At 35.4% G+C, this 20047-nt stretch carries 21 protein-coding genes and 1 pseudogene; 12 read left to right on the forward strand and 10 right to left on the reverse strand.

All coding sequences use genetic code 11. The annotated features are described in order from the left end of the window. Positions 1-186: 186 nt before the first annotated feature. From MHH45_RS02795 to MHH45_RS02805, 3 genes are all read right to left on the reverse strand, one after another. Positions 187-792, reverse strand: coding sequence for a DedA family protein (locus MHH45_RS02795; RefSeq protein ID WP_016115129.1), 606 nt, complete (start codon positions 790-792; stop codon positions 187-189). A gap of 165 nt (positions 793-957) precedes the next feature. Then, on the reverse strand, positions 958-1617 hold the full coding sequence (locus MHH45_RS02800) for a PspA/IM30 family protein (RefSeq protein ID WP_016115128.1): 660 nt from the start codon (positions 1615-1617) through the stop codon (positions 958-960). A gap of 2 nt (positions 1618-1619) precedes the next feature. Continuing rightward, a complete protein-coding gene (locus MHH45_RS02805) occupies positions 1620-2189 on the reverse strand; it encodes a hypothetical protein (RefSeq protein WP_016115127.1) in 570 nt (189 codons plus the stop codon). Positions 2190-2507: 318 nt separating this feature from the next. Here MHH45_RS02805 and MHH45_RS02810 point away from each other — a divergent pair, with 318 nt between their 5' ends. Then, positions 2508-2738, forward strand: a complete 231-nt coding sequence (locus tag MHH45_RS02810; protein ID WP_016115126.1) for a hypothetical protein — start codon at positions 2508-2510, stop codon at positions 2736-2738. Between the two features lie 127 nt (positions 2739-2865). On the opposite strand, the gene MHH45_RS02815 is transcribed toward MHH45_RS02810, so the two are convergent. Further along, a complete protein-coding gene (locus tag MHH45_RS02815; RefSeq protein WP_006095061.1) occupies positions 2866-3630 on the reverse strand; it encodes a DUF1836 domain-containing protein in 765 nt (254 codons plus the stop codon). 265 nt (positions 3631-3895) lie between these two features. Here MHH45_RS02815 and MHH45_RS02820 point away from each other — a divergent pair, with 265 nt between their 5' ends. Beyond that, positions 3896-4345, forward strand: a complete 450-nt coding sequence (locus tag MHH45_RS02820; RefSeq protein WP_003198066.1) for a hypothetical protein — start codon at positions 3896-3898, stop codon at positions 4343-4345. Then, positions 4333-4641, forward strand: coding sequence for a YxcD family protein (locus MHH45_RS02825; RefSeq protein WP_033671234.1), 309 nt, complete (start codon positions 4333-4335; stop codon positions 4639-4641). The genes MHH45_RS02820 and MHH45_RS02825 overlap by 13 nt, the downstream gene beginning before the upstream one ends. 152 nt (positions 4642-4793) lie before the next feature. Here MHH45_RS02825 and MHH45_RS02830 read toward each other — a convergent pair whose 3' ends face one another. The 4 genes from MHH45_RS02830 to MHH45_RS02845 form a co-directional block, all read right to left on the reverse strand. Then, positions 4794-6038 (reverse strand): NAD(P)/FAD-dependent oxidoreductase, encoded by a 1245-nt coding sequence (locus tag MHH45_RS02830; RefSeq protein ID WP_016115124.1) that lies wholly within the window; start codon positions 6036-6038, stop codon positions 4794-4796. After that, positions 6035-6367: a (2Fe-2S)-binding protein gene (locus MHH45_RS02835; RefSeq protein ID WP_016115123.1), complete on the reverse strand. Its 333-nt coding sequence runs from the start codon at positions 6365-6367 to the stop codon at positions 6035-6037. Before MHH45_RS02835 ends, MHH45_RS02830 begins: the two co-directional genes overlap by 4 nt. After that, positions 6364-6636: a (2Fe-2S)-binding protein gene (locus tag MHH45_RS02840; RefSeq protein ID WP_016115122.1), complete on the reverse strand. Its 273-nt coding sequence runs from the start codon at positions 6634-6636 to the stop codon at positions 6364-6366. Before MHH45_RS02840 ends, MHH45_RS02835 begins: the two co-directional genes overlap by 4 nt. 73 nt (positions 6637-6709) lie before the next feature. Next, positions 6710-8371 (reverse strand): sigma-54 interaction domain-containing protein, encoded by a 1662-nt coding sequence (locus tag MHH45_RS02845; RefSeq protein WP_016115121.1) that lies wholly within the window; start codon positions 8369-8371, stop codon positions 6710-6712. Between the two features lie 179 nt (positions 8372-8550). Between MHH45_RS02845 and MHH45_RS02850 the strand changes: the two genes are divergently transcribed. The 7 genes and pseudogenes from MHH45_RS02850 to MHH45_RS02880 form a co-directional block, all read left to right on the forward strand. After that, positions 8551-9726 (forward strand): NAD(P)/FAD-dependent oxidoreductase, encoded by a 1176-nt coding sequence (locus MHH45_RS02850; protein ID WP_016115120.1) that lies wholly within the window; start codon positions 8551-8553, stop codon positions 9724-9726. Beyond that, positions 9723-10760 (forward strand): proline racemase family protein, encoded by a 1038-nt coding sequence (locus tag MHH45_RS02855; protein WP_016115119.1) that lies wholly within the window; start codon positions 9723-9725, stop codon positions 10758-10760. The genes MHH45_RS02850 and MHH45_RS02855 overlap by 4 nt, the downstream gene beginning before the upstream one ends. Further along, positions 10757-11710: a proline racemase family protein gene (locus MHH45_RS02860; protein ID WP_016131482.1), complete on the forward strand. Its 954-nt coding sequence runs from the start codon at positions 10757-10759 to the stop codon at positions 11708-11710. The genes MHH45_RS02855 and MHH45_RS02860 overlap by 4 nt, the downstream gene beginning before the upstream one ends. Before the next feature lie 53 nt (positions 11711-11763). Next, positions 11764-12660 (forward strand): 4-hydroxy-tetrahydrodipicolinate synthase, encoded by an 897-nt coding sequence (gene dapA / locus MHH45_RS02865; protein WP_088094459.1) that lies wholly within the window; start codon positions 11764-11766, stop codon positions 12658-12660. Between the two features lie 37 nt (positions 12661-12697). After that, a complete protein-coding gene (locus tag MHH45_RS02870; RefSeq protein ID WP_016115116.1) occupies positions 12698-14182 on the forward strand; it encodes an aldehyde dehydrogenase family protein in 1485 nt (494 codons plus the stop codon). Between the two features lie 113 nt (positions 14183-14295). Further along, positions 14296-15786: an alanine/glycine:cation symporter family protein gene (locus MHH45_RS02875; protein ID WP_088094458.1), complete on the forward strand. Its 1491-nt coding sequence runs from the start codon at positions 14296-14298 to the stop codon at positions 15784-15786. 47 nt (positions 15787-15833) lie between these two features. Beyond that, positions 15834-16014 (forward strand): annotated as a pseudogene (locus MHH45_RS02880) (carboxymuconolactone decarboxylase family protein); the annotation flags it as partial. 231 nt (positions 16015-16245) lie between these two features. Here MHH45_RS02880 and MHH45_RS02885 read toward each other — a convergent pair. Continuing rightward, positions 16246-17052 carry an alpha/beta fold hydrolase gene (locus MHH45_RS02885; protein WP_016115114.1) on the reverse strand — a complete coding sequence of 269 codons (807 nt, stop codon included), beginning with the start codon at positions 17050-17052 and terminating at the stop codon, positions 16246-16248. 199 nt (positions 17053-17251) lie between these two features. Here MHH45_RS02885 and ppaC point away from each other — a divergent pair, with 199 nt between their 5' ends. Together ppaC and MHH45_RS02895 are read left to right on the forward strand one after the other, a co-directional pair. Further along, on the forward strand, positions 17252-18184 hold the full coding sequence (ppaC, locus tag MHH45_RS02890; protein WP_016115113.1) for a manganese-dependent inorganic pyrophosphatase: 933 nt from the start codon (positions 17252-17254) through the stop codon (positions 18182-18184). A 282-nt stretch (positions 18185-18466) separates the two neighbouring features. Beyond that, on the forward strand, positions 18467-18919 hold the full coding sequence (locus tag MHH45_RS02895) for a DUF6884 domain-containing protein (RefSeq protein WP_016115112.1): 453 nt from the start codon (positions 18467-18469) through the stop codon (positions 18917-18919). A 329-nt stretch (positions 18920-19248) separates the two neighbouring features. Here MHH45_RS02895 and MHH45_RS02900 read toward each other — a convergent pair whose 3' ends face one another. Next, complete coding sequence (locus MHH45_RS02900) at positions 19249-19611, reverse strand: hypothetical protein (RefSeq protein WP_016115111.1); 363 nt, start codon at positions 19609-19611, stop codon at positions 19249-19251. Between the last annotated feature and the right edge of the window lie 436 nt (positions 19612-20047).

A 20047-nucleotide genomic window follows, 5' to 3' on the forward strand; every position in this document is an offset into this window, starting at 1 on the left:
TGGGAAAAGAAAATATGAAGTTAAATGATTACTTTTGGATTCTTATTCAACATGATGTAAAGCATAAAGAAGAAATTGTTGATTTTTTAAAAAGTAACCAGATTCAATTATAAAAGTATAAAGATTCAAAAACACCATCAATTCAATTGATGGTGTTTTTTTAAGTCACTATCTTAAGTGATTCATTTAAACAAGTTTTCTTCGTTTCTTTAGCCATATTTTTAAAGTGAAATACAAAACAATTAGTATTACTCCGCCAATTGCAAACGATGTTACATATGGCCCAGCAACTTCATTGATATTGCCCCAATTTTCTCCTAGCTTTTCACCTAAATAGATAAAGATGATTGACCACGGGATAATCGCAAGCGCTGTAAGGGTAATAAATCGGATAGGTGACATTTTTGTAATGCCGGCAGGGATTGAAATGGCATGACGAACGACTGGAATGAAGCGTGCTGTGAAAATAACACCGGTTCCATAACGATTAAACCATGCTTCTGCAGAATCGATTTGTTTTTTATGAATGAAAATGTACTTGCCATAACGCTCTAGTACAGGTCTTCCTCCGTAACGCCCAATCCAATAAATAAAGATTTGTGCGATAACACCACCAATCGTACCAAATACAATGGCGCCTATAAATGAGATGTTTCCTGAGAATACTAAATAACCTGCATAGGCGAGAACGATTTCGCTTGGGATAATCTCAATCATGAGTCCAAGCATAATGCCCCAATAACCAAGGCCTTCTAAAAATGATAATACGGAATGAATAAAACTACCTAACATGTTGCACCTTCTATATGAGATTTTTTTAGAGTAAGAGAAAAAATATTCCTTGCATTTTTAGTATACGGGAAATTATGAAAGAATAGGTGTGGAATTTTATTTTAAAAGATTAATTTCATAAATAATTATTCGCTCGTCCCAAAAAATGAAACGAGCGAATAGTCTTTACTTCCTTACTTTTAATTTTTCTAATTCTTTTTGTACTGCTTCTTTTAGTTCAATCTCTGTATCGTCTGTATAAGAAATAGGCTTTATTTGATTAAAGTAGTTACTTGCTGAGGCCTCAGCTTCTATTTTTTGAATATAACTTTCTACTCTTGCGAAGCCTTTCACTGCATTTTCTGTATGAAAAGATGCAAGAGCTTCATTGTTTTCTTTCATTGTACGTGCTACATGTAACCTGGAAGCAAGTATGAGTTCTTTATATTGTAATTCTTGGTATTCTTTTTGTAGTTTATCAATTTGCTCATATAGGATTGAAGTTTGTTGTTTTACTACATTGTACTGTTCATGATACATTTCTAGTTTTTTCTCATGTGCAATTTTTTCTTGAAGTGCTAATTGTGCCATATCATCTTCATTGCGAGACACCGCAAGCTCAGCCTGACGAAATCTTTTTGCAATAACAGCCTCTGTTTCTGTAATAAGAGATTCATATTTTTTTTCTAGAAATAGCTGCTGAGATAAAGCTTGTTGTGCTTTTACCACTTGTTGCTCCGTTTCTCGTATGTATTGTTTTAACATACTTACCGGGTTTTCTAGTTTATTTAAAGCTTCATGGACATCAGCGGTTACAATGTTTTTAATTCTTTTAAAAATACTCATTTTTATTTCTCCTCTTTACGAATTTGTTTTTCCCATTGATCAAGAATATCCGTTTTATTATTTGATATGACTATATAGCTGTCTACTGTATAGTCAGTTGTAGAATGGGGTGAGTTTTGTTTTCTTTTTTTATAAAGCCAAATTGGAAATACCACGACAACGAAAAGAGGGATCAGTGGTAATATACCAATGATAATAAGAAGGATACCAATCCATTTTCTTATTATTTGACCTTCTGTCTTTTTGAGGATAAACCATCCTAAAAGAATGAAGCTTAACTCAATTGTGAAAAGAATAAGGGAAATCCCATCAAATTTTTCTTTATGATGCTTTTCATAATGTTGAAAAGGCTTCTCGTTTTCCAAATTCTCTTGTTTGAGATGATGTCTTTCATCTTTAAGGTAAGAAGCTTGTCCCCTATATTCCTCAGCAAAGGCCTCACGTTTTGCATGATGCCATCTTTCCATCTGCAATCCGTGGGTTCCTAAAAATACTGCCAAAAGGGAGAAAGCAATAATACTTACCCATATAAGCCAACGAAATTTTGTACGCTTCTTTTTTTGTTTCTTCACATTCTCACCTCCTGCCATATATTTGTGTTTCTTTCATAACTGGAAAAATGAGATTCGCATAACGGTCATAACGTACAATTTTGAAATTTTATTTTAGCTTCACCATCTCCTTTGTGTTTGTATTACTTATAGTAAAGCGTAGAAATTAGAGCCGTGTGAAAGTTTGATGGAGATAGAATGAAAAGTATATTAGAAATTTCTCATCTTGTAAGTGAACCGTTTTTTTAGTAGATATTTAGTAGATAAAAGAAGAAAAAACTTCAGTTCATAGCCCTAGTATTACAAAGTTTTTTTAAAAAGAGAGAAGAAGAGCGAACAGTGGGAGATTTTCTTTGCTTAATTAATGAAGTAATATTAGATGAAATACAGTATTTTACTACTTTGAAAATTGTTGAAAGGGAAGAATTAGTACAATTATCTCTTCTTCCCTTTCAAAATTTAAAGTGGGAAGGAGAGATGAAAGAAGATTTTGTGACCTATAAAGAAAGATGCGTATTTGGAATTTTAACTGAGAATAAGAATCTTAATATTTTTATGAATAGAAACTAGTATTTTGATGATATTTTAAAGACTTCAAAGTATATTCAAGATGTAGTTTATTTATTGCGGAGAGAGTGTGTGTATTATTTGTAATACAAAAGTTCTAAAAAAGAGGAGCGCTTTGCGCTCCTCTTTTTTATGGCTTTACATCTAAATTTTGTAAAAATAATGTTGCAGAAACATAGCGTTTCGCTAACATTTGTACATATGCGGTATGTACAGAGAGCGTTGCGATAATAATCGCATTGCGAATGGCTTCTCGTTGCTCATTGTTGATTTGATCAAACTGACTTGCGATTTTATCTGCTTTTTCTTTTACAATATTTTCAATTGTACGAATGGTATCAGTCGCGTTTAATTGTAAACAACCACCTTGATTCAATTCCTCAAATAAAGAAGAATAAGCGACGTATAAATGAACAGGATTGATTAAATCATCACTTCGATCTGCTGGATCATTTACGATGAGTCTTAACAGCTTACGAATGGATTCAAAATCAAGTGCTGTTTTTAAATCTTCAACAATGAATAATAAAGCTGCTTGTTCGATAGAATATTTTTTTCCTTTTTGTGGTGAACCAATCATTTCTTTTATATCTCGTTTTACCCAGTTTTGCATAGCTGTTACAGAAAAACTGGTATTTTCAATTTGATTACCAAGCGCAACGATCTCATTTAAAGAAAAGCCAATATCTGTATCTTCAATTTTAATGAGCTTTTCAAAAATAGGCGAAAGAGCGGTTGTAATAAAAGCTGTAACACTTTGTCCACATTCAATATCTTTTTTATGTGACTTTGCCCAAGCTTCTTGTAAAATAACGAGAGGCTTTTTTGCATTCCATCCTCTAAGAGAAAGAAGGAGCATTGCCATTTCGTTTCGTGTGAGATGAAATGTTTCCATCTTTTCACCTCCAAAATTATAAAAGTTCTTATGAACTTATAATATGTTTTGTTGCTTGTAAAGTCAATTCTGTTTTTCATTATTTTTCCTGTCATTTTATAAATTGTTAATAAAGTTAAATAAATAATACTTGCTTATTATAGAAAAAGTTCATATAATAGGTTCATAAGAACTTTTTGTTTAACTTTAAAAAAAATCTATCATTCTTATTTCAAAGAAAGATAGATTTCACATATATCTATAGTAAAAGGAGAATGGATATAATATGTTGAAAAAAATCGTTACAGTAATGACTGCATTAATGGTTGTTTTTGGGGCTAGCAGCTTTGTTTTCGTAGATCATGCGGCAGCGAAAAGTTACAAGTCAGGTCAAAAATCATTTACACCAAGTTCAGGACAAAAATCAAAAGTTGATTTAAACAAAAAAGATTCTAATGTGAATGCACAGAAAACAAACCCTGATACAAAAACAAAAGCATCAAACACAGCACCAAAGAGTAATAAAGGGAGCTTTATGAAAGGTTTATTACTAGGTGGTCTTGGTGGTCTACTAATGGGAAGCTTATTTGCAAACATGGGAGCACTTGGTTCTGTATTAGCGTTCATGGTAAATATGCTAGTAATGGCTGGTATCGTAATGTTAGCGATTCGAGCATTTAAATATTTCAAAAATCAACGTAAGAAACAGGCAGAAGAAGCAGTATGGAAACGATGAAAATTTCTGAACAAGAGCTGATAAACGCACTATGTGTGTATATCGCAGAAAAGCGACAAGTTGGCCCAGAAGCAGTTTTAGTTGAACTAATGTATGATGATGACTATGGTTTTTCTGCTGAAGTAGAAGTAAATGGTCGTAGGCAAATTTTAATTCAAGCAAACTTAATTGAAGCACTTCGCTTATGGCTTGATAGGGAATATAATGTCAATCCGTTTGCGGCAAGATTGCAGCTTGAGTTAGATGATGAAGAAGGTATTTTCGCATTGGCGAATTTAAATAACTCGGATGAGTAGTCAAAAGGAGCTGTTGAGATTAATTTCAACAGCTCCTTTTAGTATGCACATTTTTAATGAAATAATGAACCTAGTAGTTAAGTGAGGGTGAATACCTTTGCTTCTTCATTTGTGTGCCCAGCTAAGCTGGGCACTATTCTCTAGGCAATGAATTATACAATTTCTTGAGGCGGATTTTGATCATCCTGATTTAAACAAAAATGACTCCAAAGTTCATTCATTTTACGTCTACCAGCGGTAACCATTGGGTTAAATTGAATTGCAGCTTGTTCGCGGACAGCCTGGACATTTTGGATAGCTTGCTGTAATTGTTGTCCGACTGAGTTTAATTCTGTACAAGCATGCTTAACAATTGAAAGACCGGCAACAGTTCCTTGCGCCATAGCAATTTTTCCACTTTCAATTCCAGTAATATTTCCAGCTACAAATAATCCGTGAAGAGGGGTTTCCATTGTCTCTGAATGGAATGGGACATGTCCACCCAGTTCAGGAATGTAATGGAATGGGCATCCTGCTACGGCAGCGAGCTCTGCAAGTGGATATAATCCTCCTGCGATACAAACAAAGTCTGCTTCATATATTTCTTCTGATCCTTTTATAATATTTCCTTTCGAATCAATGTTAGCAACACGAACGCCCTCCACTTTATCCGTTCCGATAATTTCAATTGCAGCTTTGCAAAGGTGGAGTGGTGTACCATTTATTTTTATACCGTTATTCGGATAAAAGGTTAAACCAGCTTTTCGAATCCAATCATGTTTCATAAAGCGACTTCCGATGCGTAGTAAAGCTGATGGGGCAAGGTGAGCAGCATTTAATAGTGACTTTAAAACTTCCTCTGGTTCACCAGCTTTTTGGCTAAGGTCACTCTTTTGAGGGAGTACGATATGATCAACAGTAATACCAGCTAGTTGTAATTCATTTAAAATTGCAAATGATAAAATATTGGCTCCGATAATAATTCCTTTTTCCCCAACTTGGACTCTATGAACATTTGTCATAACTTGAGCAGCGCCAATTGACATGACTCCTGGAAGAGTCCAGCCAGGAAGTGGGATAGAGTATTCAGCAGCCCCGGTAGCAAGTAGTACAAAGGGGGCTTCAATTGTACCTATGCTTGTATGTACATACCAAATGTTTTCGTCTTTTTCTAAATTGTATACTGACACACCACATCGAATATGAACTGAGAGTGCTTTCGCTTTTTGATGAAGGCGTTCTGATTCCTTTATTCCGTTCCACCATTCTCCAGTTGGTTCTTGATGTAATTGTCCTAACAATCGTCCGCCAGGCTTCATAAATTCATCAATAACAAGTACGTTAAGTCCAGAACTAGCGCAAGCAATTGCACCAGCTAATCCTGCTGGTCCCGCGCCAATTACAATTACATCCATCATCGCTTTTCCACCATCTTTCTAATAATATTTGGATGCTGTTTACCACTTTCAACAACCATTTCGTTTTCTACAACAGTTAAGCACGCCCGGACGTTCATTTGATTATTAACTGTTACGCGGCATTCAGAACAATGTCCAATGTTGCAGTAAATTCCTCTAGGTGTACCACTATCTTCGTGAACGCGTAACGTTCTAATTCCATTTGCAAGAAGGGCAGCAGCAATCGTTTCATTTTCATATGCTTCGTATTCTTTACCATTAAATTGAAATGAAATACGTTTCCTATCGTCTAAGTTTCCTAAAATAGGGTGATGTAAAATTCTATTCATTGCTTTTCACCTACCGCTCCAAAAGTTACTGCGCGTATTGGTGGTTGATATTTTAATGGAATCTCATGAGGTGATGTTCCAGGATTTGCACTTTCTATCATTCGATCTATTGTCGTTCTACATGTACGCCCCCCGCAAAAGCCCATCCCAGCACGTGTTCTTAGTTTTAGCTCCCGAGCCGAGCAATTATATGTAGCAATTGTCGATTGAAGTTGTCCGTATGTAACTTCTTCACAACGACAAATAATTAAATTCTCTTTATTAGACATGTATATTCCTCCTCTAGTTCGGTTTACAAAAATTATAATGCAAAAGGTATGCCAATATAGAGGAGGGGAGGTTTTATTGTAACCCGAGTCTTTTTAAGCGGTTGTATAAAGTAGCTCTTGTTACACCAAGTTGTTTCGCACATTCTAATTTATTACCATTTAAAATTCGTAAAGCTCTTTCGATCACTTTTTTCTCGTGTTGATCCATCTCTTCTTGTAAGGAAAAAATCGTGTTGTTGTTACTGACTAATGGATAATGAGATACTATTTCCTCTGGAGTATTGTTTGTATGAAAGGGTAAATATTCTTGCTTTATAATGCCGTCCGTTGCAAATACGACGAGTCTTTCTATAACGTTGCGCAGCTCGCGAATATTCCCCGGCCAATCGTAATGAAGGAGTTCGTGCATAATTTCTGGGGGGAAATCATGAATTGGCCTTTTGTAATTTATTGAAAAGTCGTTTAAAAAAGAATAGGTTAATTCTATAATGTCTTCTCGTCTTTCACGTAATGGTGGAATGTGTAAGCTAACTACATTTAAGCGATAATATAAATCTTCACGAAATGTTCCTTTTTCCATCTCTTCTTGTAAATCGCGATTTGTAGCTGCAATAACACGAAAATCAATATTAATTTCTTTTTCTCCACCGACACGATAATATTTTCGTTCCTGCAGTACACGCAAAAGCTTAACTTGCATATCGAGTGGCATTTCGCCTATTTCATCGAGAAATAAAGTGCCACCTTGTGCAAGTTCTATTTTGCCTTTCTTTCCTTTACTATTCGCTCCAGAAAAAGCTCCGCGCTCATAGCCGAATAATTCACTTTCAAATAATGCTTCTGGAATTGCACCACAGTTAATCGAAATGAAAGGGGCATTTTCTTTCTCACTTGCTTCATGAATCGCTTTCGCAAATACTTCTTTTCCGACACCGCTTTCTCCTAGTATTAAAACGGTCGATTTAACAGAGCAAACTTTCCTAGCCAATTGGATCGTTCTCTGTATGACAGCACTCTTTCCTTTCATGGAATGAAAGGGATCGGATGTGTCTTTATATTTTGCTACTTCTTGTTCTAAGCGGTGCACTTCATGTGACATATTAAATAACTTTTCATTTAGTACAACCTGATTTGTAACATCCGTTTCAGAAACGACTGCACCGATAATTTTGTTGTCGCAATAAACAGGATTTGAATTAATTAATACAAATAGATCGGAGCGAGGTTGATGATACTGAGCTACTATACGTTTTCCTTTATGTAATGATTGTAAAATTTCTAGATCTTTATAATCAAAAAAATGAGTAATAGATTGTCCGATAATGTCTCCATGTTTTACTGAAAATATTTTTTCGGCTCCATCTGTCCATGTACGAACACGTTCATTATCGTCGATAACAGTAACTGAAGAATCTGTCGTTTGAAGAACGGTATTGTAAAATGCCTGTAATTGATTGTAAGAATTATAGAGAAAAGGGACCATTTGGGTAACAGTTATACAGTGTGTTGGATCTTGTGTTTTATTGAGAATAACGACTGCAAAATGATTAGAAAATGCTTTGATTAAATTAGAAAAGGAGTCTTCTTCATATAAAGTTGCACAAAGTAATTCTTTCGTATGTGCAGTAAGGTAATAAAATTCGCCATTTTTTTGTTTGATGTGACTTATGTCGAATGTATGATTTGTTGAAAAATATTTTATAAGTTCTTTTATTGATGGGAATGAAAATGCCATATTATCCTCCTGTAGTGTGAAAAATTTTAGACACTGATAAAAAAATAATACACTTATTTCTGTTAAATTCAAAATATTTTTACATCTATTTTTCTTACATATGAAAATAAATATATTTTGAGTTGGCATACCAATTGCATAAATAGAGGATGAGAGATTTGAAAGAAAGGAGGGGCTGCATGAGACACTGTGACGTTTTAATACTAGGCGGTGGAATTATTGGCTGTTCTATTGCTTATTACACTTCAAAATATGGAAGAGACGTAACAATCATTGACAAGGGGGAATTTGTCAGTGGCACGTCTTCACGGTGTGACGGCAACATTTTAGCCATTGATAAAGACCCAGGATTTGATAGTCAGATGTCGCTAGTAAGTCAAAAATTAGTAACGGAATTAAGTGAAGAATTGGAACATTCGTTTGAATACCGAGCGCCAGGAAGTATTCTTGTCTGTGAGTCAGAGGAGGAAATGGAGGCAGCTCAAAAATGGGTGAATCGTCAAAAAGAAGCTGGCTTACCGTTTCGGATGCTTGATAGACAAGACATAAGAGAAGAATCACCGTTTTTCGCTGATGATTTATTAGGTGGTTTAGAATGTGCAACAGATTCGACTGTAAATCCGTATCTCCTTGCTTTTTCACTTCTTGCAGAAGCGGAAAAATTTGGGGCGAAATCTTTTAAGCATACAGAAGTAAAAGAAATGAGGAAAGCCATAGATGGTTCCTTTATTGTAGAAACGACAAATGGAACGTTTACTGCAAAGCAAATTGTGAACGCAGCGGGAGTATGGGCCCCTAAAATTGGAGAAATGTTGGACCTATCTATACCGATTGAGCCAAGAAAAGGGCATATTATCGTAGCTTCAAGGCAACAACATGTAGGCTCTCGCAAAGTAATGGAATTTGGTTATTTAATTTCTAAGTTTGGTGGGAAACGGAAAGTCGATGCTTTGACTGAAAAATATGGTGTAGCTCTCGTGTTTGAACCAACAGAAAGTCAAAATTTTTTAATTGGTAGTAGTAGAGAATTTGTAGGATTTCATACGAGGATAAACAACGAAGTAATTAAATGTATTGCGAATCGAGCGATTCGTTTTTATCCCAAAATGGCAGATATGATGGTTATTCGTTCTTACGCTGGCCTGCGTCCATGGACAGAAGATCATTTGCCGATCATTTCACGAGTAGAACATATTCCAAACTATTATATCGCTGCAGGACATGAAGGGGATGGAATTAGTCTCGCAGCAGTTACAGGGAAAGTTATTGAAGAGCTCTTAAACGAAAGAGAAACATCAATTCCGATTGAACCGCTTCGTTTGAATCGTTTTACAGAAAGGGTGTTAAACGGATGAGGTCACAAAGAGTCTTTACGACGATTGATACGCATACAGGTGGAAATCCTACGAGGACGTTAATTAGCGGACTTCCAAAGTTAGTAGGAGAGAAAATGGCAGAAAAAATGCTTCATATGAAGAAAGAGTATGACTGGATCCGTAAATTGTTAATGAATGAACCGCGCGGTCATGATGTGATGTCTGGGGCGTTATTAACAGATCCGTGTCATCCAGAAGCGGATATAGGTGTCATCTACATAGAGACAGGTGGATATTTACCGATGTGTGGTCACGATACGATCGGTGTATGTACGGCTTTAGTTGAATCAGGTTTAATACCTGTATATGAGCCGATAACTTCTTTGAAATTGGATACACCAGCTGGTCTTGTTGAAGTGGATATTTCTGTTCAAGACGGTAAAGCAAAAGAAGTATCTTTTTGTAATATACCAGCTTTTTTACTAAAGAGTATTTCTGTCCATGTTGAAGGGATTGGAAATGTAGATGTTGATATCGCATATGGCGGAAACTTTTATGCCATTATCGATGGGGAAGCGCTTGGTCTAGAGTTAGTGCCAGAAAATGCTTCTACAATAATTGATAAAGCGATTCAAATAAGAAATACGATTAATGAAAAATTTGAAGTTATTCATCCACAATATTCATTTATAAAAGGGGTAACACATATTGAATTTTACACAGATCCTACCCATGAAACGGCACATGTGAAAAATACCGTTGTTGTTCCGCCGGGAGGAATTGATCGTTCTCCGTGTGGTACGGGAACATCTGCGAAGTTAGCCGTATTATACGCTAATAAAAAAATTGCAATGCAAGAAGAATTTGTGCATGAAAGTATTGTTGGCTCGTTATTTAAAGGAAGTGTAATAGATACAACATATGTGGAGAACATTGAAGCTGTAGTAACAAAGATCACTGGTTCAGCTTGGCTAATGGGAATGCATAGATTTTTTTACAATGAAGAGGATCCACTGAAAGAAGGATTTTTGCTAATTCCGCCGATGGAACATGAAACGGAGGAAGTGAAATGAAGATTCGAAAAATGTATATGACAGTAGATGTACACGTAGCTGGTGAAGCGTTTCGTGTAATTAAAGACGTACCGTGTAAATACTATCATAGTTTGGAACAACTAAATGAACAAATTTCTGGTGAATTAGCAGAGGAAATGCAGCTTTTATTAAATGAACCACGAGGGTTCATAGGTTTAAATGGATGTGTTGTCGTTCCTTCTATTCATAGTGAAGTTGATGCAGCTGTATTATTTTTTAATCATAAAGGAGCAATTCCTCTTCATTACGGCGGAATTGTCGCGGTAGTAACTATGTTACTCGAAAGTGGACACTTAAAACAAAACGATTCAAATCAATACAAAATTGAAACGCTATGCGGTGTGTTTTTAGTCCGTGCACATGTAGAAAAGGATGAAGTCGTTTCTGTATCGCTAGAAAGTAAAGTGTGTTACTCCATCGAAGAGAATCTACCACTACATAGTCCTATTGGAAATATATGCTACTCTCTCATACAAGCTGATCAAGTATATGCAGTGTTTCAGAAAGAGGAATGTTCTCCGGAAATTTGTATTGAAAACATTTTTGAATTAAAGAACTGGGGGAAAGCTATACTTGAGTCCATGCCAAAGCAGGCACTTATAAAAAGAGTTGTTTTAGTAGATTCTTCCCACATAAAAGAGAATCGTATAAAAACAATTACGTTTCAGGATGACGACTATATTGTGCGTTCGCCTGGATTCGCATCAACAAGTGTTTCGTATATGAGTAGCCTTTCTATAGGTGATGTACGTACGGAAGAACCTTTTATTAATGAGAGTATTTTTAATAGTTTTGTGAAGGTGCAAAAAGTGAATAAGGAAGAGAAAGGATATACATTTACTTTCACAAGCAGAGGGTTTATTACAGGTATGCAAACATTTGTATTAGACCCTACTGATCCATTTCCAGTAGGCTTTTTATTAAAATAACGGTTATATACAGTATGTGGAAAAAATAAATCAAATGTAAGGGAGAGAATATGATGAGAAGTATAAAAGGAGCATTTCCAGTATTAATTACTCCGATGGATGAATTTCAAGAGATTGATTGGAACGGAGTGAAACAGAACGTAAACTATTTTATTGAGCAGAAGGTTGCCGGCATCATCATTAATGGAAGTACGGGAGAATTTGTTAGTTTATCAAAAGAAGAACGATTTAAGATGGTGGAAACGGTATTAAAAGAAGTTGATGGACGCATTCCTGTAATTGTTGGAACTGCTGCAGAGACGACGAAAGAAACGATTGAATATACGAAGCATGCAGAAACTCATGGCGCAGATTGTGCATTAATTATTAACTCCTATTATTGTAAACCGAAAGAAGAAGAAATCTACTTTCATTTTAAAGAAATCTCAAATGCTGTAAATATACCAATTATGTTATACAATAACCCGTTTACCTCTGGTGTTGATATGAGTATAGAGCTTATGCTTCGAATAGGAAAAGAATGTGAAAATGTTACACATATTAAAGAATCTAGCGGAGATATTCGTAAAGTGAGAGATTTAGTAAGACAAGGAGAGAGTGCTTTTCAAGTTTTTTGCGGATCCGAAGATTTAGTTATGGAATCATATTTAGTTGGTGCTACTGGATGGGTCTCTGTGGCGGGTAATATCGTTCCGGGACTTGTCACAAAAATGTATGAGCATTTTCAAAATGGAGAGTTCGAAAATGCATGGAAGATTAATGATACAATTTTGCCTCTTTGTGAATTCCTAGAAGGGTCAGGGAAATACGTACAAATTGTTAAACGTGCAATGGAGTTACATGGACAAACTGGAGGACCATCTCGTTATCCAAGATTAGGATTGACACAGGAAGAAGATCAAAAACTTCAACAGATTTTATCACAAATTACGGCTAATTCAGCTGTTTAAACTAGATTTAAATTGTAACTAAGGAGGAGAGAAATATATGTTAACGACAAATATTGAGCTAAAACCAAAAGTGAAAGCGTTTTTAAGTAAAGAAATTAAATTGTTTATTAACGGTGAGTTTGTTCCTTCTATTAGCGGGAAAACGTTTGAAACGTACAATCCAGCTACAGAGGATGTTCTTGCAGTTGTGAGTGAAGCGCAAGAGGAAGATATTGATGTAGCAGTGAAAGCTGCAAGAGAAGCTTTTGAAACGGGACCTTGGTCTGAAATGACTACCGCTGAAAGGGCATACCTTATATATAAATTAGCTGATTTAATTGAAGAACATAAAGAAGAATTAGCGCAGCTAGAAGCTTTAGATAATGGGAAGCCATATCACATTGCGCTTGAAGATGATATTCCAGCGACAGTAGAAAATTACCGGTATTATGCTGGTTGGGCTACAAAAATTGTAGGGCAAACAATTCCTATTTCGAAAGATTATTTAAATTATACACGCCATGAGCCGATTGGAGTTGTTGGTCAAATTATTCCGTGGAATTATCCGTTAGTTATGGCTGCTTGGAAAATGGGGGCAGCTCTTGCGACAGGATGTACCATCGTATTAAAACCAGCAGAGCAAACACCGTTATCTTTACTATATGCTGCAAAGCTTTTTAAAGAGGCGGGGTTTCCAAACGGTGTTGTAAACTTTGTTCCAGGTTTCGGACAAGAAGCAGGAGCAGCAATCGTAAACCATCATGATATTAATAAAGTAGCTTTCACAGGTTCGACAGTTACAGGGAAATATATTATGCGTCAATCTGCTGAAACAATTAAACATGTAACGCTAGAACTTGGAGGTAAGTCACCAAATATTATTTTAGAAGATGCCGATTTATCTGAAGCTATTAATGGTTCCTTCCAAGGCATTATGTATAATCATGGTCAAAACTGTAGCGCAGGATCTCGTGTGTTCGTTCATCGGAAACATCATGAAAGAGTAGTAGATGAACTTGTAGAAATGGCGAATAAAGTTAAGCTCGGTGCCGGTATGGAAAAGGATACAGAAATGGGCCCGCTCGTATCTAAAAAACAACAAGAGCGTGTGCTAAAGTATATTGAACAAGGAATGGCTGAAGGAGCAACAGTTGTAGCTGGGGGAGAACGGGCATTTGAAAAAGGTTATTTTGTGCAGCCCACAGTTTTTACAAATGTTACAGATGATATGACAATCGCAAAGGAAGAAATATTTGGACCAGTCGTTGTAGTTATGCCATTTGATTCGACTGAGGAAGTAATTGAAAGAGCAAATAGCTCTTCTTACGGATTAGCAGCAGGTGTATGGACACAAAATATTAAAACTGGACATCAAGTCGCAAATAAATTAAAGGCAGGAACCGTTTGGATTAATGATTATAATTTAGAAAATGCAGCGGCACCATTTGGCGGATATAAACAATCCGGAATTGGGCGCGAATTAGGGTCGTATGCACTTGATAACTACACGGAAGTAAAGAGTGTTTGGGTTAATATAAAATAATGATCAAATAGGAAGAGTGAACGGACAACTTGAATGAACGGTGAGGTTGTCCGTTTTATTTTTTAAGCACGCAATAAATAACTCTTTTTCACACAATTATGAGGGGGATTGGGATGGAAAAGTTAGTAGAGTGGTTAGTAGGACAAGTATGGAGTATAGGATTAGTTATTTTTGCGTTAGGAGCAGGTGTGTATTTCACAATTGCTACTCGTTTTTTACAAATTCGGTATTTTAAAGAGATGATCAAACTATTATTTGAAGGAAAGAGCTCAGAGACTGGGATATCTTCATTTCAAGCATTTTGTTTAGCGTTATCGGGACGGGTCGGAATTGGAAATATTGCTGGTGTAGCGACAGCTATTGCTTTTGGTGGTCCAGGAGCTGTGTTTTGGATGTGGGTGATGGCTCTATTAGGGGCAGCTAGTGCATTCGTTGAGTCAACGCTTGCTCAAGTATATAAAAGTAAGGTAGGCAATGAATATCGAGGTGGTACACCATATTTTATTGAAAAAGGCTTAAAAATAAAATGGTTTGCCGTCATTGTAGCGGTTGTCGTGACGATTTCATACGGTGTTTTATTGCCAGGGATTCAATCAAGTAGCATTGCGGTTGGATTTGAAAATTCTTCTGGTATTAGTAAATATATGACTGGTGTATTTTTAGTTGTGTTGCTGGCAGCGATTATTTTTGGAGGAGTAAAGAGAATTGCTGCTGTTTCTCAAACTCTAGTGCCGTTTATGGCAATTGGTTATGTAATTGTTACATGTATCGTTTTAATTGCTAATATAACGGAAATCCCTAATATGTTCGCACTTATTTTCTCAAGTGCATTTGGAATCGATGAAATGTTTGGCGGAATTGTTGGGGCAGCCATTGCATGGGGAGTGAAACGAGCTGTATTTTCAAATGTTGCTGGTGTTGGAGAAGCAACGTATAGCTCTGCAGCTGCTGAAGTATCACATCCTGCTAAACAAGGATTAGTACAAGCATTTTCGGTTTACATCGATACAATTGTTATATGTACAGCAACAGCTCTCATGATTTTAATAACAGGGATGTATAATGTCATACCTGAAGGAAAGAGCGCCATTGTGAAAAATATGGGGAATGTTGAAGCAGGGCCAATTTACACACAACAAGCAGTTGAAACTGTTATGACAGGTTTTGGTCCATTATTTATTTCAATCGCAATCTTTTTCTTTGCATTCACAACTCTACTAGCATATTACTATATTGCCGAAACTACACTTACTTACTTGGATCATAAATTGAAATTTAAATGGTTAAAAACGATTTTGAAATTCGGATTTTTAATTATGGTTTACGTCGGTAGTGTGGAATCAGCTTCACTTTTATGGAATCTTGGAGATTTAGGGATAGGTAGTATGGCATGGCTGAATCTTTTAGCGATTGTATTGTTAAGTAAGACGGCATTAAAAGTATTAAAAGATTATGAAACGCAGAAAAAAGAAGGGACAGATCCAATATTTGACCCTAAAAAAGTAGGGCTTGAAGATGTTGTATTTTGGGAAGAAAAGTGTAAAGAAGGTGAAAATGAAATTTCTAGAAGAAAAGTACCAGTAGATGATAGTGTGAAATTGTAGCGTTATATATTTTTAAGGTTAAAAAACTGAAAATTCTATCTTTTGTGATGATATATCAACAACATGGTTTTATAAATGATGTATTACTTCATTTATAAAGAAGGCATTGGAAATTTTTTAAAACAAATTCCAGAAATCGCAGAAACATATCATGCATTTACACAAGCTTGTTTCCAGGAAGGTGCATTCACAAAACGCGAAAAACAGCTCATTGCGTTAGGGATTAGTTACTAAAAAATTAATCACGACAGAAACGATTCCAAATAATAAAAAGGAAATCTTATTTAAAACAACCCCTTTAGGGAAAGAACTGTATTACTTACATCAGGCGTTGCATGATGTAAGTAATAGAGGAGTTATTCGATTTTTAAAGGCCATTCATTGTTTTAAATGGCCTTTTTGTTTTGATTAAAAAATGAGTTTTAAAGTTTCGACAAACTAGGTCCTTTGAAAAATACGTTACGACAGTGATTGAATAAAAGAATGTAGCACATTGTTAAAATAGTCAGCTTCTTCTAGAAATGGACAATGACAGCTGTTTTCGAAAATAACGAGTTGAGAGTTATTAATATGTGCGTGTAAATATTCGCCCGCAGCAACTGGAATTAATTTTTCTTCTCTACCGAAACAAAGTAAAGTTGGTTTTGTAATTGCATTTAATTCTTTCCGATAATCAACAACAGATTGATCGAATAAAATCGCGCTCGCAATAGATGCTGGAACTTTTGTTACTTCCTCAAGCATCCAAGTTGAATCTTCTGCAGAAAGGGGGTTTTTAAACATGAGAGGGATAAAACCCTTTAGAAACTGGGCTTGATTTGTTTGAATTTCTCTCATGAAATGAATAAGTGTTGGGAAATCAAAGGCACCAATAGGGAAATCGGGCCATTTAAAATCTGATGCTAATTCATCAACAATAACAGAACCTTTAATATTTTGTTCTCCAAATTGCTTTATATATTCCCATATAACAAATGCTCCCATTGACCAACCGACTAAGATAACATCTTTTAAAGATAAACTTTCTATAAAAGCATGCACATCATGGGCATAGTTTGTAATTGTATGTCCAGTTTCAATATGGGGAGAGCGCCCGTGACTTCGTAAGTCAATTGAAATCGCACGATATTTTTCACTGAAATAAGGGATTTGTTTATGAAAAAAACGGCTGCTCATCCAGACACCGTGAATAAAAAGAATGGGCGTACCTTCTCCGCGCTCTTCGTAGTATAAGTTCACACCATTTTCAAGCTTGATAATGGGCATAATGGACAACCTCCTTTTAATAAATGGCCTTTTTATGATTTTATTCTGTTTTTCATGTTTTTTTCCTCTTATATGGGAGAAGTAAGATGTTTTTTTGTGTAAAATAGGGCAGAACCTTTATTTTATTTATAAAAAATGTGTTTAAAATATTGTCATATTTGCTTCTTTAAGATATCCTTTTCATGAAGAGGTGGAAATCATGGAAAAAGTACTAGTTTTCGGGCATAAAAACCCAGACACAGATGCAATTTGTTCTGCAATTGCTTATGCAGAGCTGAAAAAAGAATTAGGAATGAATGCTGAGCCTGTACGTTTAGGTGAAATCAGCGGTGAAACTCAATTTGCGTTAGATCATTTTAAAGTAGAAGGACCGCGTTTTGTTGAAACAGTAGCAAACGAAGTGGACAACGTGATTTTAGTTGACCATAACGAACGTCAACAAAGTGCTAACGATATCGAATCTGTTCGTGTGTTAGAAGTTATCGATCATCACCGTATTGCTAACTTTGAGACAAGCGATCCTTTATACTACCGTTGCGAGCCAGTTGGTTGTACAGCTACAATCTTAAACAAAATGTACAAAGAAAACGGCGTTGCAATTCGTAAAGAAGTTGCAGGTTTAATGTTATCTGCAATTATCTCAGATTCTTTACTATTTAAATCTCCAACTTGCACAGAACAAGACGTAGCTGCAGCGCGTGAATTAGCGGAAATCGCTGGTGTTGATGCGGAAAGCTACGGCTTAGAAATGTTAAAAGCTGGTGCAGATTTAAGTGGTAAAACAATGGAGCAATTAATCTCTCTTGACGCAAAAGAATTCCAAATGGGCGATGCAAAAGTTGAAATCGCACAAGTAAACGCTGTTGATACAAACGACATTCTTGTACACCAAGCGGAATTAGAAAAAGTAATCTCTGCAGTAGTAGAAGAAAAAGGTTTAGACCTATTCTTATTCGTTGTAACTGATATCTTAACTAACGATTCTGTTGGTCTTGCTATCGGTAAAGCGACACAAGTTGTTGAAAAAGCATACAACGTAACATTAGAAAACAATACAGCAACTTTAAAAGGTGTTGTATCTCGTAAAAAACAAATCGTTCCTGTATTAACAGAAACGTTCCAAACTCTATAAGAGAAATTTTGGATGAAAAGGAAAGGACAAACAGATATATAGTCTGCTTGTCCTTTTTTTGTTTTTAGGAGCATAAAATTTCGGATATTAAGGTCTGTTATTTTAATGTTTCATTTAGGAAAAATGGAACTTGGGTAGGAAGAAAAGAAAAACCTGGTATTTTTATCTGTGAATTAAAAATGCTATGATTTCATTAGTAATTACTATGTCTTAAAAGTAATAATGAAAAAATAAAACAAATTATATATAGGATCGAAAGAGAAAAGAGGGAAAAAGGTAATAATGAAAAGGCTATGCATCATTCCATGTGGAAAAAAGAAAATCTGGGATCAGTATCCTGATAAGGGACCAGCAGAAGCAAAGGATGTATACATTAGTCCATTCGGAAAAGCATGCCAAGCATATGCTTCGCAATTTTTTTCACACTGGGTTATTTTATCAGCTAAACATGGATTTTTACTGCCAACTGATATAGTAGAAAAAAACTATGATCTCGCTTTTAATTCGAAAAGTAATGAGATTATTAGTATAGAACAATTAAAAAGACAGATGATTGATAAAGACTTGCTAGACTTTGATGAAATTGTCCTGCTTGCAGGCAAGAAGCATAAAAAAGTAGTGACAAAGTTATATCCGGAAGAAATGATTTCCTATCCGTTAGAAGGCTGTAAAGGGATTGGATATATGCTGCAGAGGTTGAAGTGGGCGGTTGAAAATCATAACGAGATTCAGTAAAAGTTAAAAGAACTCGATTTATCCCGCATTAACGGGTAGTAAGCTCTCACTGATTAAAGTTTACATAAGGGTGTTATGTATCGTTAGAAATATAGACCTATAAGGAAAAAAGCTAGATGAGGAGTTAATGGGCGATCTATTTTTTGTTGTTGTAAAAGATGTTAATTTTCGAGTGCATACAGCTGAACATGGAATGGGTTAGTAGGAGAGGTAATTATGTTATGTAGATATTGTCAGTCTTTAGTACAACAACCAAAACAAAAGAATATAAGTGGAAAGCACCCAAATTGGGTGCTTCTATTTTTAAGAGAATTTCCATTTAGAACATACTAAACGTTATAGTTTATTACTTGCTTCATAAGGTTTCTTATCTCTTTAACTGGTGGTTTTTTATCGTATACATCAACATATGAAAAATAATAATTTAAATTTCTGACAAGACCTTTTCCAATTTTTGCACTTAGGAAAGGAAATACTTGTCCAGTGTAGTCTTCGAGAGATTTACAATAGTATTTTTCATCCAAATAAATACTATATTTACATGTTAGCTCTACTAGTGGGTTACCTTCAGAATCATATACATCTTTAGATTCAATAATGTCTATTAGTGCAAATCTATCATTAAGATAAACTTTTTTCTTCTTTTCAGGTTTATTAGAAAGAATAAAAGCGAGACCTAGTGCATTAATCAATACGTTTCCTCCTACAAATAAAAAAGATATTAATAAAATATATCGATATATGTTAAATGTAAAGTGGTAAGGCAAATGGTAAAAGATTACTGTAAATATTATTAAGGGATTTCTAGAAGATAAAAAATATTCTTGAGTCAATTATAGGGAATTTAGTTGAAGTAGATGTTAATAAAAGTGAATATAAAAGAAATGAATCCCTGCAAGGGAAGTTGCAGGGATTCATAAGGGTATTGTCGAGAATGTCGAACTCGACAAAGTAATCTTAACATGAATTTCTTGGAAAGAAACCTGGTAAATGTGTCCAAATGAATGTCTAGTATGGGGGCTATAAGAAACCTTTCAGACAAAGTCAAAGAGACCTACTTCCCGCAGCAGGTCCCTTTAACTAGATAATGTTGATGAGCAATAACCCATCTGGAGTACTTTTATCGTA

It is taken from the genome of Bacillus sp. FSL K6-0042 (genome assembly GCF_038006685.1).
Lineage (GTDB): Bacteria > Bacillota > Bacilli > Bacillales > Bacillaceae_G > Bacillus_A > Bacillus_A pseudomycoides.

Coding starts and splice junctions, on each gene's coding strand:
- MHH45_RS02795 (WP_016115129.1), bottom strand. CDS start 792: ATGTTAGGTAGTTTTATTCATTCCGTATTATCATTTTTAGAAGGCCTT.
- MHH45_RS02800 (WP_016115128.1), bottom strand. CDS start 1,617: ATGAGTATTTTTAAAAGAATTAAAAACATTGTAACCGCTGATGTCCAT.
- MHH45_RS02815 (WP_006095061.1), bottom strand. CDS start 3,630: ATGGAAACATTTCATCTCACACGAAACGAAATGGCAATGCTCCTTCTT.
- MHH45_RS02820 (WP_003198066.1), top strand. CDS start 3,896: ATGTTGAAAAAAATCGTTACAGTAATGACTGCATTAATGGTTGTTTTT.
- MHH45_RS02825 (WP_033671234.1), top strand. CDS start 4,333: ATGGAAACGATGAAAATTTCTGAACAAGAGCTGATAAACGCACTATGT.
- MHH45_RS02830 (WP_016115124.1), bottom strand. CDS start 6,038: ATGATGGATGTAATTGTAATTGGCGCGGGACCAGCAGGATTAGCTGGT.
- MHH45_RS02835 (WP_016115123.1), bottom strand. CDS start 6,367: ATGAATAGAATTTTACATCACCCTATTTTAGGAAACTTAGACGATAGG.
- MHH45_RS02840 (WP_016115122.1), bottom strand. CDS start 6,636: ATGTCTAATAAAGAGAATTTAATTATTTGTCGTTGTGAAGAAGTTACA.
- MHH45_RS02845 (WP_016115121.1), bottom strand. CDS start 8,371: ATGGCATTTTCATTCCCATCAATAAAAGAACTTATAAAATATTTTTCA.
- MHH45_RS02850 (WP_016115120.1), top strand. CDS start 8,551: ATGAGACACTGTGACGTTTTAATACTAGGCGGTGGAATTATTGGCTGT.
- MHH45_RS02855 (WP_016115119.1), top strand. CDS start 9,723: ATGAGGTCACAAAGAGTCTTTACGACGATTGATACGCATACAGGTGGA.
- MHH45_RS02860 (WP_016131482.1), top strand. CDS start 10,757: ATGAAGATTCGAAAAATGTATATGACAGTAGATGTACACGTAGCTGGT.
- dapA (WP_088094459.1), top strand. CDS start 11,764: ATGAGAAGTATAAAAGGAGCATTTCCAGTATTAATTACTCCGATGGAT.
- MHH45_RS02870 (WP_016115116.1), top strand. CDS start 12,698: ATGTTAACGACAAATATTGAGCTAAAACCAAAAGTGAAAGCGTTTTTA.
- MHH45_RS02875 (WP_088094458.1), top strand. CDS start 14,296: ATGGAAAAGTTAGTAGAGTGGTTAGTAGGACAAGTATGGAGTATAGGA.
- MHH45_RS02885 (WP_016115114.1), bottom strand. CDS start 17,052: ATGCCCATTATCAAGCTTGAAAATGGTGTGAACTTATACTACGAAGAG.
- ppaC (WP_016115113.1), top strand. CDS start 17,252: ATGGAAAAAGTACTAGTTTTCGGGCATAAAAACCCAGACACAGATGCA.
- MHH45_RS02895 (WP_016115112.1), top strand. CDS start 18,467: ATGAAAAGGCTATGCATCATTCCATGTGGAAAAAAGAAAATCTGGGAT.